The following is a 13,685-nucleotide window of genomic DNA, read 5'->3' as shown; positions in this document are numbered from 1 at the left end:
GCGTTCTGCTCCGCCTAGCTCGAATGCTATTGGCCGGGGTCGCCTGGCCGTGCGGATTCAGGTCGTGCGACCGCCATCGGGCGTGTCGCGGGGCCAGGCTGCCACGAAGCGCGACAGCAGCCGGGCGAATTCGGCGGCCTCGGCGGGCGTGAAGCCCGCGAGCGCGGTCTCGACCGCGCCGCGGCGCGTGTCGCGTGCTCCCGCGAGCACGCGACGGCCTGCCGCGGTGAGCACGATCGCGCTGCGCCGCGCGTCCGACGGATCGACCTCGCGACGGGCGTGACCCGCCTCGACCGCGGCCTGCACGAGCCGGCTGGCGCGCGGCTGGTCGACCCCGATCGCGTCGGCGAGCTGGCCGACCGACGGCGGCTGCGGCGCCGCCTCGAGCGCATCGAGCAGCCGGAACCTCGCGGCCTGCGCGAGCCCCGGGCCGCCTCGCCCTCGGCGCGGTGCCTCCGCCGGGGCATCCCCGTGGTGGTGGCCGTGATGCCCGTGCCGGTCGGCCTGCAGGCCGTGACCGTGATGCGGGCCGCCGTGCTCGCCGCGGCGCTGGAGCCGGCCTCGGCCCTGGTCGCGGCGCATCGCCACGAGCGCGGCCTCGACGGCCGCCACGGGGTCGGATGCCTCGGGCCCGCCGTCTCCCGCACCCGGACGGTCGCCGGGCGGGACTTGACGCGCATCATTCATGTATGTCATTGTACATATACATGTCATGCGACATGCAATCGACGACGCACCTGCGTCATGGAAGGAACCACCCTTGAACATCCCGGAGAACACCGAGACCCCCATCCCCGCCGAGCGGCCGATCGGGTACTGGCTGCGCGTCGTCGACCGCAAGCTCGACGACGCGATGCGAGACCTCTTCGCCGACGAGGGCATCACGCGCCGCGACTGGCGACGGCTCAACCTCATCGCCGGCACCGTCGACGATGCACGGCTGCGTCGCAAGATCACCGCCCACCCCGAACGGCTCGCACCGCTCGTCGCCCGCGGCTGGGTCACCGACGAGCCGGGCGCGCCGCGACTCACCGAGGAGGGCGAGGTCTCGTACGCCGCGCTCCGCGAGCGCGTCGCCGAACTGCGCTCGCGCGTCGCCGGCGCCGTCGCGCCCGACGACTACCGCACCACCCTCGCGACGCTCGAGGCGGTCGCCCGCGAGCTCGGCTGGCAGGAGGGCGAGCGGATGCCTCGCCGTCGTCATCACGGCGACGCCCGCCGCGGCCACTCGCACGGGCGCGCCGCGCACGATGACCGTGACCGGAGGCACCACGGGCACGCGCACCACGGGCACGGGCACGAAGGGCACGCGCACGGGCACGAGGGGCGCGCGCACCACGGACACGAGCACGGCCACCACCATGCTCACCACGGGAACGAACACCACGGGCATCGGGATCGCACGCGCGTCCACCAGCACCCCGGCCGGTGAACGAGCGGTACGGCGTCCGAGCCGTGGAGGTCGGGGGCGCGCCGTTGGCCGCGCGGCCGCCGCAGGATAGGATCGCCTGACCCCCTACCCACCCCCAGGACGCAACGATGCCCGACGAAGCCGTCACCTGCGCGCCGGAGCCGGCCCTCCACCGTGCCGCGCGAACCAGCCGAAGCACGCTCGCACCGCGACGAAGCGCGCGAGGTCGCCGCCGATGAGCAGCGACGACCCGACTCGCCGCGACCGCTCCGAGGTGCGGCATCGCCATCGCCTGCAGCGGCAACGGCAGCGCCGCATGTGGGTGATCGCCGGCGCGAGCCTCGTGCTGGTCCTGCTCGGCGGCGGTGTCGCGACCGCCGTCGTGCTCACGGCCCAGGGCGCCGACCCGTCCGGTCCGACGCCGTTCGCGTCGACGACCGCCGAGCCCGGCGTCTTCCCGGCCGACCAGCCCTCCGCCGTCGACGGCAAGAAGCCGTGCATCGCGCTCACGGTGCTCTCGTCGAACGAGAACGCCGAGCTCGTCGCCCGCCTCGTCGACGGCTACAACGCGCAGCCGCGCAGCGTCGACGGGCGCTGCGTCGACGCGACCGTGACGAAGCAGACCTCGAGCACCGCGGCGACCGCTGCGGCCGGCGGCTTCCCCGGCACCGCCGCCGACGACAAGCCGACCGTCTGGGTGCCCGACGCGAGCTCCTGGCTCGCCGTCGCCCAGGACTCGGGCGGCGCGGCGAACGTGCCGACCGAGGGCACGAGCATCGGCTCCTCCGCGATCGTGCTCGCGATGCCGCAGCCGCTCGCCGATGCGATCGGCTGGAGCGAGACGCGCCCGACGTGGAACGACGTCTTCAACGCCGCCCGTGACGACGCCACGTGGAGCTGGCTCAGCCACCCCGAGTGGGGCACCTTCAAGCTCGGCAAGACGAGCCCGCTGATGGCGAGCTCGGGCCAGGCGGCGATGCTCGCGGAGTTCGGCAGCGAGGCGGGCTCGGTCGCCGAGCTCACGACGAGCCAGATCCGCGACCCCGAGGTCATGGACGCCGTCCGGCAGGACGAACTCGCGACGAGCCACTACATGGCCACGCCCGAGCGCTTCCTCGCGCAGGCGCGGCTCTCCGAGAAGGAGGGCTCGATCGCCGACTTCCTCTCGGGTGTCATCGTCGATGAGAAGACCGTCTGGGACTACAACCGCGGCATCACGAGCCCCGACGGCGTGAGTCGCACCGAGTCGACGCCGCCCGGCGAGCGGCTGGTGCCGATCTACCCGAGCGACGGCTACTACGTCGCCGACAACCCCTTCACCGTGCTGGCCGGGCCCTGGGTCGACGCATCCGAGAAGGAGGCGGCCGCCGACCTGCTCCGGTTCGCGGGCACGAAGCAGGGGCAACAGATCGTGCGCGCCTCGGGCTACCACGACCTCAACGGGGAGCTCGACCCCGTCGTCAGCGAGGTCGGGCTTCTCCCCGAGCGGCCGTCGGGCGCGCTCGCGTTCCCCGGCCGGGAGATGCTCGCCGCGATCGACAGCACCTTCCCCGACGTGCGCAAGCGCGCCGAGGTCCTGTTCCTGGTCGACGTGTCGGGCTCGATGGAGGAGAAGATCGCGACCGGCGACACCAAGCTCGCCGCCGCGAAGGCCGCCATCGAGAAGGCCCTCGGCCACTTCACCAAGGGCGACAACATCGGCCTCGCCGCGTTCAGCGCCGTCGACGACGGCCCGATCACGCCCGGCCTCGTGAGCCCCGTCGCCGACGCTCGCACCGAGCGGACGAAGTTCCTCGAGGCGCTCGGCGGGCTCAAGCCCATCGAGTTCACGCCGCTCTACGCCGCGGTCGACAGCTTCGCGAAGGAACGCGCCGAGGCGTGGGACCCCGAGCGCATCAACGCGATCGTGCTGCTCAGCGACGGCAAGAACGAGACGCTCGGTCCCGGCACGACGACGAAGAAGCAGATGCTCGCCGACCTCGAGCGCATGCACGACGACACGCCCGTGCTGGTCTTCACCCTCGCCTACGGCGCGAACGCCGACACGGCGAGCCTGCGCGAGATCTCGACCGCCACGGGCGCGCAGTTCTACGACGCCACCGACCCGACGAAGGTCGCCGACGTGCTCGGCGAGCTGGTCACGAGCTTCTGACCGTCGGGCGGGGCGTCGCCCCTCCTCAGCGCGGATCGAGCGCGGCCCGCACGGCCGGGCCGAGCATCGGCGGCGCGTCGACGTCGACGGCGAGCGCCTGCAGCGCGCTTCCGAAGTACACCCGCGCCGACGCGGCGATCGTGATGTCGACGATCTCGCGATCGCCGAAGCCGGCCTCGCGCAGCGCGAGCGCATCGGCCTCGGTCATCGCCGACGCGTCGCGGCCGACCTGCTCGGCGTACGCCATCATCGCGACCTCGTCGTCGGCGAGCCCCGCGTCGCGATAGTCGCGGGCGATCCGCTCGAGCTGCGCCTCGCCGAAGAGTCCCTTCGAGAGCACCTTCGCGCCGTGCGCGAGCCGGCAGTGTGCCGACCCGGTGCCGCGCGCCGCCGCGAGCGTGACGAGCTCGTACCGTCGAAGGCCGAGCGTCGGCACGACCGAGCGGATCAACTGCTCGAAGGCGTGCAGCGCCTCGGGGTTCATCGCCATCGCCGCAGTGTGCGGCGCGACGTAGCCGAGCTCGTCGACGTCGTCGGCGTAGATCGCGGCGACGGCGCCGGTCGCGTCGGCTTCGGGCACGGTGCGGATGATCGTCATCGATCGCCCCTCTCGGGTCACGAGTCGCCGGTCGCTCCGGCTGGCTCATGCTGACATGCCCGCGGCGCCGCCGCCATCACCGCGGCGGAGCCGGTGGAGCGCATTGGGCCCGGCCGAGGCATCCACCCCCGTTCAGGAGATGGAGCGCTGCTCAGGACGCGTTCCCCCTGGTGGGTCCTGAGCAGCGTCCCATCTCCTGAACCGGTGAAGACGAACGGGGATGCCTCAGCGCCGGCGTTCCTCCGCGCCGGAGAGGCGCTGGGCGATGTAGATCGGGATGATCGACACGACGACGAGCACCACGGCGATGACCGAGACGATCGGCGCCTGAGCCGGCCGGAACATGTTGTTGAGGATGAAGATCGGCAGCGTCGTCACGCCGGACCCCGCCGTGAACGTCGTCACGATGATCTCGTCGAAGCTCAGCGCGAAGGCGAGCAGGCCGCCGGCGAGCAGCGCCGAGCGCAGCTGCGGGAAGGTCACGAGCCGGAACGTCGTCCAGATGCCGGCGCCGAGGTCTGCCGAGGCCTCCTCGAAGCTCGTGCCGAGCCGGCGCAGCCGCGCGATCACGTTGTTGAACACCGTCACGATGCAGAACGTGGCATGGGCGATCACGACCGTCCAGATCGAGAGCGGAACGCCCATGATCGTGCGGAAGAAGTTGTTCAGCGCGATACCGGTGATGATGCCGGGCAGCGCGATCGGCAGGATCACGAGCAGGCTGATCGCCTCGCGCCCGAAGAACTCGAAGCGCTGCAGCGCGAGCGAGATCAGGGTGCCGAGCACCAGCGAGACCGCCGTCGCGACGAGCGCGATGCCGACGCTCGTGCCGACCGCCTCGAGCGCGCCCTCGCTCTGGAACGCCTTGCCCCACCACTCGAGCGTGAAGCCGGGAGGCGGCCAGTTCAGCGACGTCGAGGTCGAGAACGAGTTCACGAGCACGACGAAGAGCGGCACGTAGACGACCACGAGGATCAGCGCGGTGACGACGCCGAGCACCGTCCGAGACAGGCGAGACAGACGCATCCTGAGCCCCTAGAGGTTGTCGAGCGCGCCGGTGCGGCGCACGAGGAAGAGGTAGCCGAAGATGATCACGATCGGGATGAGCGCGATCGCGGCGGCGAGCGGCAGGTTGTTGGCGGCGCCGACGTTCGTGTACACGAGGTTTCCGAGCATCTGGCTGGTGCCGCCGACGATGTTGACCGTGATGTAGTCGCCGAGCGACAGCGAGAAGCTGAAGATCGTGCCGGCGATGATGGCCGGCAGCGCGAGCGGCAGCACGACGAGCCGCAGCGTCGGCCAGGTCCTGCCTCCGAGGTCGCCCGAGGCTTCGAGCAGCGAGTCGGGCACGCGCTCGAGCCCCGCGTAGATGGGCAGGATCACGTACGGCAGCCACAGGTAGCTCAGCGTGATGATCGTCGCGGGCAGGCCGTAGCCCGGCGTGTGACCGCCGAACGGCGAGACGAGCCACTCGAGGATGCCGTCCTGCGAGAGCACCGACCGCCAGGCGTACGCCTTCACGAGGTACGACGCCCAGAGCGGGGTGAGCACCATGATGAGCAGCACCCGCTGCATGCGCGGGGTCGCGACCTTCGCCATGAAGAACGCGATCGGCAGTGCGAGGGCGACGTCGATCACCGTCACCGCGAGCGCGACGCCGATCGTGCGCAGCGTCACGGTCTGATACAGCGAGCCGGTCACGACCTCGACGATGTTGTCGAGCGTGAACTCGGTGGTGATCTCGCCCGTGAAGCTGTCGACCGACCAGAACGCCGTGACGAGCAGCAGCACGAGCGCGACGATGTAGACGACGCCGAGCCAGAACAGCGGGGCGCTGAGCAGCAGCGCGAGCCGCGCCCGGGGGTGCGCGCTGAGGAAGGCGGAGCCCGCCCGCGCCGCACTGCGACGCGGGGCGGGCACCGCACGGGTGGCCGTCATCAGCCCTTGATCTCCTGCCAGGCCGAGGTCCAGGCGGCGTAGTCGGTGCACTTCACATCGGTGCGGCCGTCGACGCAGTCCTCGATCGGGGTGGTCCAGTACCAGATCTGCGACGCGTAGTCGGCGTCACCGGCGTGGTACGCCTCGCAGTCCTCGCGGAACTCGCACGCGGCGTCGCTCGAGGGCGCCTCGCCGAAGTACGACGTGGCCGCGGCGTTCGCCTCGGGGCTGGAGATGTAGTCGAGCCACGCGTACGCGCAGTTCGGGTTCTTCGCCTCCGACGAGATCATCCACGTGTCGGACCAGCCGGTCGCACCCTCTTCTGCGGGCAGCGTGACCGCGGTCTTGCCGCCCTCGCCCTCGAGCACGTTCTGGATGACCTGCCAGCTCGTGCCGACGACGGTGTCGCCGGTCTGGAACGACTGCACCTCCTTCAGGTAGTCGCTCCAGTACTCGCCGATGTTCTCGCGCTGCTGCTTGAGCAGGTCGACGGCGGCCGCGAGCTGCTCCTCGTCGAGGGCGTAGGGGTTCTCGATGCCGAGGTCGGGCTCGTGCGCCATGAGGTACAGGGCGGCGTCGGCGATGTAGATCGGCGAGTCGTAGGCCGTGACCTTGCCGGCGTAGTCGCCCGACTTGTCGAACACGACGTCCCACGAGGTGGGCTCCTCGGTGATCACGTCGGTGTTGTACATCAGCAGGTTCGCGCCGTACCCGTGCGGCACGCCGTAGTTGACACCGTCGACGGTGTTCCACGCCTGGTCCTTCAGGAAGTCGTAGATGCCGTCGTAGTTCTCGAGCAGGTCGGTGTTGACCGGAGCCACGTCGCCGCCGGCGACGAGCCGCAGCGAGGCGTCGCCCGACGCCGAGACGACATCGTACTCGCCGGTCTTCATGAGGTTGAGCGCCTCGTCGGAGGTGCCGAAGGTCTTCGTGGTGACCTCGCAGCCGGTCTGCTCCTCGAACGGCGTGACCCAGTCGACGGCCGGGTCGTTCGACCCGTCCTCGACGTAGCCCGGCCACGCGAGGATCGAGATCTGGCCCTCGGTCTCGCCGAGCTCGGTCGCGGCCTCGTTGTCACCACCGCCGCCACCGCCGCCGCCCGACGTGCCGCAGGCGGTCAGCAGCGCGACCGAGGCGAGCGCGAGCCCGACGGTTGCGCCTCGTCGCGCATTCCGCATCCGCATCATGGTTCTCTCCTGTTTCTCTTGGTGGTTGTGTGTCAGTTGCCGTGCATTCCGTCGGTCGAGGAGCACGAAGCGCCGATCGAGACCACGGATGGCTCATCCGGAGATGCCCGGGAACACCGAGCCGACCGCGGCGGTCGGGGTCGGGTTCTGCGGGCCGACGGCGGCTCCGTCGACTGCGACGACGTCGTCGTCGTGCCACGAGACGACGACCCGGTCGCCGTGCTCGTCGTCGCGCGCGCGACCCCGCACGTTCTGCTCGAGCACGCTCACCCGCGGACCCGCGTCGAGGTCGACGACGAGCCGTACGCCGCTGCCGAGGTAGATGGCCTCGACGACCGTGCCGGCGGCGTTGCGCACGCCCTCGCCCGACTGGCCGGCGGTCGAGACCGTCATCTTCTCGGGACGCACCGAGTGGTGGCCCTCGCGCTCGAGCAGCGCGAGCGAGTGCTCGGGGCCGAACAGGTTCGAGGTGCCGACGAAGTCGGCGACGAACCGCGAGACCGGCCGTTCGTAGAGCTCGGCGGGCGTGCCGAGCTGCTCGATGCGACCCGCGTTGAACACGGCGATGCGATCGGAGAGGGTCAGCGCCTCCTCCTGGTCGTGCGTCACGAAGATGAAGGTGATGCCGAGCTCGCGCTGGATCTGCTTGAGCTCGACCTGCATCTGCTCGCGGAGCTTGAGGTCGAGCGCCCCGAGCGGTTCGTCGAGCAGCAGCACCTTCGGCTCGACGACGGTGGCCCGTGCCAGGGCGACGCGCTGGCGCTGGCCGCCCGAGAGCTGGGACGGCTTGCGATCGGCCATCTGCTCGAGGCGCACGCTCGCGAGTGCGCGACGCGCCCGCTCGTTGCGCTCCTTCTTGCCGAGGCCCCGCACCCGGAGGCCGTAGGCGACGTTGTCGAGCACGCTCATGTGCGGGAACAGCGCGTAGTCCTGGAACACGGTGTTCACGTCGCGGTCGAACGGCGCGCGCTTCGTGACCTCCTCGCCGAAGAGCTCGATCGTGCCGTCGGTGGGTTGTTCGAACCCGGCGATGAGCCGCAGCACCGTGGTCTTGCCCGAGCCCGACGGGCCCAGCATCGAGAAGAACTCGCCCGCGGCGATCTCGAGGTCGACATGGTCGACCGCGGTGACGGCACCGAACTCCTTCGTGAGCCCGGTGAGCCGGATCGCCGGCTGTGCTTCGGTCATGACATCTCCTTCGATGCATTCCTGACGTGTCGCTGCCAAACATCTGGAACCAGATGTTCGTCGGTTTCAAATCATATGACTCCAGATGTAAATGTCCAGCCCCTCGTGTTACGGTCGTGTCACAGATCTGCACGAGGGCGAACGGGAGGGCCGGATGCCTCAGGCCACCGGCCGCGCCGATGCCACGCACGCGGTCGTCTTCTCGCCGCTCGACGGCGCCGGTCGCGCCGAGCTCGTCGAGCAGCGCCTCACCGACGCGATCGTCGCGGGCGTCCTGCGCGACGGAGAACGCCTGCCGAGCGAGTCGGAGCTCGCGAAGCGCCTCGGCGTCGCCGTCGTCACCGCCCGCGAAGCACTCGTCGCCCTCCGCGACAAGGGGCTCGTGCTCACCCGCCGCGGCCGCGACGGCGGCAGTTTCGTCACGCACGACCGCGACGCCGCCGCGCGCATGCTCGACGCCCGGGTGCGCGCGCTCAGCCGCATCGAACTGCGCGATCTCTCGCTGCACTACGCCGCGATCGCCGGCATGGCGGCCGAGGTCGCCGCCGACCGCGCGAGCGACGACGACCTGACGAGCCTCGCCGACATCGATGCGCGCGCCGACCTCACGAGCGCGGGCGGGGCACGCCGCGCGATCGGCCGCTTCCAGCTCGAGATCGCGGCGGTCAGCCAGTCGCCCCGCCTCGTGCACGAGGAGCTGCGACTGCAGGCCGAGGCGGGACCGCTGCTCTGGCTGTGCATGCGCGAACAGGCGTATCGTGACCGCAGCAGGCAGGCGCGCCTCGAGGTGATCGAGGCGATCCGCGCCGTCGACGCCACCGGCGCCCGCCGGGCGACGACCGACCACATCGCCACGGCCGTCGAATGGCTCATCGACGAGAAGGCCCGGCTCGAGGCATCCCCCCTCGCGGTGGCCGAGTAGCGCGAAGCGCGTATCGAGACCCCGCCCCTCACCCACAGAAAGGACCGAGGCCATGACCGTCACCGTCGACGTCGCAGCCCTCCGCATCGCGGAGCGCATCGCCTCGACCATCGACCCCGTCTTCGCCATGATCGACGACTGGCGGACGCGACTCGAGGCGAGCCTCGCCGCGATGCCCGAACCGAGCGCCGCCTCCTTCGACCCCGTCGTCGCCGAGCTCGTGGGCGAGCCGCTCGAACGAGCGGGCAGTCTCATCACCGGCGCGGGCTTCGTCGCCGCGCCCGGCTACCTCGCCGATGCACCCTGGCACCTCGAATGGTGGCTGAGCGGTGCGAACACGTTCGGCACGGGGGCGGGCCTGCGGCGCCTCGACGCGGTGAGCGACCCCGACTCCGAGCAGTTCCGCGACTACACGGGCCTCGAGTGGTGGCGCGTGCCGGCTCGCACGGGCACCCGGCACCTCACCGGCCCGTACGTCGACTACCTGTGCACCGACGACTACACGGTGACGATCACCGTGCCGGTCGCGGTCGGCGGCACCATGGTCGGCCTCGTGGGCACCGACCTCTACGTGGCGAGCCTCGAACGCGAACTCCTGCCCGTGCTGCGCGAGTCGGGGCATCCGTGCACGCTCGTGAACGCCTCGGGCCGCATCGTGACCTCGACCGACCCGCGCCGCGCGACCGGCGCCCTGCTGCGGCTCGACGGCCTCGCCGAGGCGCTCGCGCCGCTCCGCGAACGCGAGGGCGCGGCGTCCGCCGAGAGTGCCGAGCTGCCCGGCGGCGCGATCGTGGTGCCGTGCGGCGACACGTCGCTCGCGCTCGTGTTCGAGGCGTAGGCCACGGTGACTGCGGCTGCGGCTGCGGCTGCGGCTGCGGCTGCGGCTGCGGCTGCGGCTGCGCGAATGTAGGAACTTCTCCCGACCCGCCGGTGGCGCAGCCGCCGGACGCGGCGTGTCGCGCAGAAGTTCCTACAGTTCGTCGTGGCCGAGATCGGCGCTCACGACGACGACGAACGCCTTCCTCGAGTCGAGGGGCGCCGTCGACATCCCCGACCCGCTGGCAGACGAGCCGTCGCGGCCCGCGCCGACTCGCCGAGGCCCGCCTCGCCGACGGCCGTCTCGGAACGGGTCGCCCGGCGCAACACGAAACACGTGCGCAACCCGGGTCTGCGACGATGGCACGATGACGGCGTCCGCTCCCGCCCTCGTGGGCATCTCGCACGGCACCTCGTCGCCCGAAGGGCGGCGGGCGGTGCGCGCGCTGCACGACGCGGTCGCCGAGGCGCTCGGCACGAGGCATCCGGATGCTGCACCGTCGGCCCGCCTCGGACACGTCGACGTCGAGCAGCCCGACGTGCCCGCGACCCTCGCCTCGCTCGCGCCGGGCGAGCCCGCCGTCGTCGTGCCGCTCCTGCTGTCGGCGGGGTATCACGTGCACGTCGACCTGACCGAGGCGGTCGAGGCGGCCGCCGACCGGCGCGTCGCACTCGCGGGAGCCCTCGGGCCCGACGACCGGCTCGCGACCGTGCTCGCCCGCCGCCTCGCCGAGGCCGGCGTTCGCGACGACGACGCGGTCGTGCTCTCGGTCGCGGGCTCGAGCGATTGGCGCGCGGTGCGCGACTGCCACGACATGCGCGAGCGGCTCGCGGCGGCGACGGGGCGCGACATCGGGCTCGGGTTCCTCTCGGCAGCCGAACCGCTGCTGTCGGCGGCCGTCGAGCAGGCGAGGGCGGATGCCTCGGGCGCGCGCGTCGTCGTCGCGAGCTACCTGCTCGCGCCCGGCTACTTCCAGGACCTCGCCGAGACCGCCGGCGCCGACGTCGTCACCGTCCCGCTGCTCGTGCCCGATGCGGCGCCGCCCGCCGAGCTCGTCGAGATCGTGCTCGACCGCTACGACGCCGCACTCGGCGCTCGCTGAGGTGGCTTCGAGAGGACCCGGAGCGCAGCGGGCGTCTCGAGACCCCGCTCAGCCGCCCTGTCCGGGAAGGGCGGAGATCGAGATCGTCGAGCCGGCGGCGTCGCAGGCCTCGGCCAGCTCGGCCATCGCCGTCTGGAACTCTCCGGCCGGGGAGTCGAGCCCGCCGTCCGACACCACGCGCTGCACGTACTTCACCGCCGGGGTGACGTCGGTGTCGCCCGCGACGAGCAAGGTCCAGGCGTCGTGGAGTGCCGCGACGCGCGACTCGTACCCGGCGTCGTCGATGAGGCCCTCTCCGTGCTCCCATTCGGAGCGGTACCGGATGCCCTCGAACGCGCTCGCCTGACCGCAGAGCAGCGCGGCGTCGGGTGCAGCGGAGAGCGGGAGGTCGGCCGCCGGGGTGGTCTCGGGCGCTGCCGCAGCCGGTGGAGTCGTCGACGTCGTGCACGCGGTCGACGAGAGCGCGATGGCCACGAGCAGGGCGGCAGGCGCCGCCGTGCGACGGGCCGCGGCGCGGAGCGATCGGCGGGTCGGGCGGGCGGGTTCGGGCGCTGCGGTGTCGTTCGGGTGCATGTCGTCTCGTCTCGGGCGTCGTCGGCGGGCGGAACGGAAGTGCGGAACAGGGAGAGCGTAGCCGCACGCTGCACCTGCGGTGCTCGTCGGCGCGATCAGATGCCGACCATGCCGAGGCACGGGCCGAGCACGACGATCCACGCGGCCGCCGCGACGATGAGGATGCCGAGCGCGATGCCGCGCGTCTTCTTGAAGAAGAGCATCACGATCGCGGCGAGTGCGACGAGCACGAACGGCCAGGTGATTCCGAGGAACGTCGGGCCGCCCAGCGCGCTGCTGCCGACGAGCATCGTGGCGAGCATGAGCACGCCCGCGAGCACGTGCGCCCCGCAGCCGATGCCGACCCCGATGCCGATGCCGGCGCCCGTGCTGAGACCGGCCGGGGGCGGTGCGACCGACGGGTCGTAGGGCAGCGGCGTCGGTCCGCCTCCGGGCGGCGGGCCGTACGACGGCGGGGCCGTCGAGCCCGATGGCGGCGGGGGCGGCGGTGGCGGCGGCACCGGGCCGGATGCCGCGGGCGCCGTCGGTCCGCCGACCGCGGGTGCTTCGGCCGCAGGCGGTTCGACGGCCGGCTCTTCAGGCGCCGGCCCTTCAGGCGTGGGCTCTTCAGGCGTGGGCTCTTCAGGATCGGGCACCATCGACGGCCATCCTCTCTCGGTTCGCGGCGAGCCGGCCGCGCGACGCCTTCCAGGCGAGGCGGGCCAGCAGCAGCGGGATCGTGACCAACAGGAACATCTGCGGACGGGTCAGCCCCATCCAGGCGACCTCGTTGCCGCGCACGAACTCCACGAAGAATCGGAAGATCGCGTACGCGGCGATGTAGATCGTGAGCGTCTCGCCCGCGGCGATCGGCTTGTGCCGGAGCCAGAACCACAGCGCGACGAATGCGGCGGCCTGGAAGGCGATCTCGTAGACGAAGCTCGGATGCAGCGGCACGCCCGCCGGCCCGCCGACCCGAGCGGCGGCGGCCTCGTCGAGCACGATGCCCCAGCCGGAGCCGGTCGGGGTTCCGGGCAGCTCGGTGAAGAGGCATCCGAACCGGCCGATGGCCATGGCGAGCGCGACCGCGGGGGCGAAGAGGTCGCCGGTGCGCAACGGGTACTTCACGATGCGCTTCGCGACGTGCACGCCGAGCCAGGCGCCGACGAGCGCGCTCAGCACCGAGGCGTTGCCGCGCGTGAGCTGCGTGACGAGGTCGAGGTTCTGCGACGGGTCGAGATGCCGGGCCCACGTGCCGAGCCGCGAGAACAGCGCGGCCCCGGCGAGCGCTCCGAGCACGAGCGCCGCGACCCGCGCGTCGGTCTGCCCGCGGCGGCGGGACTCGATGACGAAGACGAGGCCGGCCGCGAGCATGGCGAGCGCGACGAACACCGAGTGGGTGTCGAGCGGCGGCCCCCAGCCGATCAGATCGGGCAGCGTCGGGAACATGCGCTCAGCTCCAGATCCGGGCCCAGAGCATGACCCAGAACGGCACCGCGGCGAGCGCGAGCACCTCGAGCACGACGAGGTAGGCGAGCACGTTGCGGGTGTCGCCGAGCTTGCACTTCGAGCGCAGGAGGCCCGCCCGGCGGGCCCTGGCGTATCCCGCGATCGCGATGCCCGCGAACACGGCAAGCGAGATCGGGCCGAAGACGCAGGTGATGAGGGCGATCGTCGCGAAGACGCACAGCCGCAACGGGTCGTACGGCGCCGCGGCCGCGGGCGCGCCGACCGTCTCGTCGAAGCGGTTCAGGCCCGAGGGGTCCCAGGTGCCGAACTCGTCGCCCGTGCTGCTCATGCGCTCACTCCCTCGCCCGT

15 protein-coding genes are annotated in these 13,685 nt (G+C 71.9%); 5 read left to right on the top strand and 10 right to left on the bottom strand.

Features of this window, described 5'->3' with window-relative positions; all coding sequences use genetic code 11:
• Positions 1–57: 57 nt before the first annotated feature.
• Positions 58–687, bottom strand: a complete 630-nt coding sequence (locus LR269_RS03870; RefSeq protein WP_231429392.1) for a MarR family winged helix-turn-helix transcriptional regulator — start codon at positions 685–687, stop codon at positions 58–60.
• Positions 688–760: 73 nt separating this feature from the next.
• Here LR269_RS03870 and LR269_RS03865 point away from each other — a divergent pair, with 73 nt between their 5' ends.
• Complete coding sequence (locus tag LR269_RS03865) at positions 761–1,432, top strand: hypothetical protein (protein WP_231429389.1); 672 nt, start codon at positions 761–763, stop codon at positions 1,430–1,432.
• A gap of 214 nt (positions 1,433–1,646) precedes the next feature.
• Positions 1,647–3,563, top strand: a complete 1,917-nt coding sequence (locus LR269_RS03860) for a substrate-binding domain-containing protein (protein WP_231429385.1) — start codon at positions 1,647–1,649, stop codon at positions 3,561–3,563.
• A gap of 25 nt (positions 3,564–3,588) precedes the next feature.
• Here the strand turns inward: LR269_RS03860 and LR269_RS03855 are convergent, their stop codons facing one another.
• The 5 genes from LR269_RS03855 to LR269_RS03835 form a co-directional block, all read right to left on the bottom strand.
• Positions 3,589–4,161 carry a carboxymuconolactone decarboxylase family protein gene (locus LR269_RS03855; RefSeq protein WP_231429384.1) on the bottom strand — a complete coding sequence of 191 codons (573 nt, stop codon included), beginning with the start codon at positions 4,159–4,161 and terminating at the stop codon, positions 3,589–3,591.
• A 225-nt stretch (positions 4,162–4,386) separates the two neighbouring features.
• Positions 4,387–5,187: an ABC transporter permease gene (locus tag LR269_RS03850; protein WP_231429383.1), complete on the bottom strand. Its 801-nt coding sequence runs from the start codon at positions 5,185–5,187 to the stop codon at positions 4,387–4,389.
• Between the two features lie 9 nt (positions 5,188–5,196).
• Positions 5,197–6,099 (bottom strand): ABC transporter permease, encoded by a 903-nt coding sequence (locus tag LR269_RS03845; protein WP_231429382.1) that lies wholly within the window; start codon positions 6,097–6,099, stop codon positions 5,197–5,199.
• Positions 6,099–7,286, bottom strand: a complete 1,188-nt coding sequence (locus tag LR269_RS03840) for an ABC transporter substrate-binding protein (RefSeq protein WP_231429379.1) — start codon at positions 7,284–7,286, stop codon at positions 6,099–6,101. The genes LR269_RS03845 and LR269_RS03840 overlap by 1 nt, the downstream gene beginning before the upstream one ends.
• Before the next feature lie 93 nt (positions 7,287–7,379).
• Positions 7,380–8,474, bottom strand: coding sequence for an ABC transporter ATP-binding protein (locus tag LR269_RS03835; RefSeq protein ID WP_231429378.1), 1,095 nt, complete (start codon positions 8,472–8,474; stop codon positions 7,380–7,382).
• A gap of 154 nt (positions 8,475–8,628) precedes the next feature.
• Between LR269_RS03835 and LR269_RS03830 the strand changes: the two genes are divergently transcribed.
• From LR269_RS03830 to LR269_RS03820, 3 genes are all read left to right on the top strand, one after another.
• The gene (locus LR269_RS03830) at positions 8,629–9,396 is read left to right on the top strand and encodes a FadR/GntR family transcriptional regulator (RefSeq protein WP_231429376.1); all 768 of its coding nucleotides are present in this window, start codon (positions 8,629–8,631) and stop codon (positions 9,394–9,396) included.
• 52 nt (positions 9,397–9,448) lie between these two features.
• Positions 9,449–10,234, top strand: coding sequence for a cache domain-containing protein (locus LR269_RS03825; RefSeq protein ID WP_231429372.1), 786 nt, complete (start codon positions 9,449–9,451; stop codon positions 10,232–10,234).
• Between the two features lie 346 nt (positions 10,235–10,580).
• On the top strand, positions 10,581–11,315 hold the full coding sequence (locus LR269_RS03820) for a sirohydrochlorin chelatase (protein WP_231429370.1): 735 nt from the start codon (positions 10,581–10,583) through the stop codon (positions 11,313–11,315).
• Between the two features lie 48 nt (positions 11,316–11,363).
• Here LR269_RS03820 and LR269_RS03815 read toward each other — a convergent pair whose 3' ends face one another.
• The 4 genes from LR269_RS03815 to LR269_RS03800 all read right to left on the bottom strand — a co-directional run bounded on the left by LR269_RS03815 (position 11,364) and on the right by LR269_RS03800 (position 13,665).
• A complete protein-coding gene (locus LR269_RS03815; protein WP_231429369.1) occupies positions 11,364–11,888 on the bottom strand; it encodes a hypothetical protein in 525 nt (174 codons plus the stop codon).
• A gap of 95 nt (positions 11,889–11,983) precedes the next feature.
• The gene (locus LR269_RS03810; RefSeq protein ID WP_231429368.1) at positions 11,984–12,526 is read right to left on the bottom strand and encodes a hypothetical protein; all 543 of its coding nucleotides are present in this window, start codon (positions 12,524–12,526) and stop codon (positions 11,984–11,986) included.
• Positions 12,510–13,316, bottom strand: a complete 807-nt coding sequence (locus LR269_RS03805) for a prolipoprotein diacylglyceryl transferase (protein WP_231429367.1) — start codon at positions 13,314–13,316, stop codon at positions 12,510–12,512. Before LR269_RS03805 ends, LR269_RS03810 begins: the two co-directional genes overlap by 17 nt.
• 4 nt (positions 13,317–13,320) lie before the next feature.
• Positions 13,321–13,665 (bottom strand): hypothetical protein, encoded by a 345-nt coding sequence (locus tag LR269_RS03800; RefSeq protein ID WP_231429366.1) that lies wholly within the window; start codon positions 13,663–13,665, stop codon positions 13,321–13,323.
• Positions 13,666–13,685: the final 20 nt, after the last annotated feature.

The sequence above is a fragment of the Agromyces sp. S2-1-8 genome (assembly GCF_021129215.1).
Lineage (GTDB): Bacteria > Actinomycetota > Actinomycetes > Actinomycetales > Microbacteriaceae > Agromyces > Agromyces chromiiresistens.
Note: the sequence above shows the minus strand (reverse complement) of the source record. Positions and strands in the feature narration are given on the sequence as shown.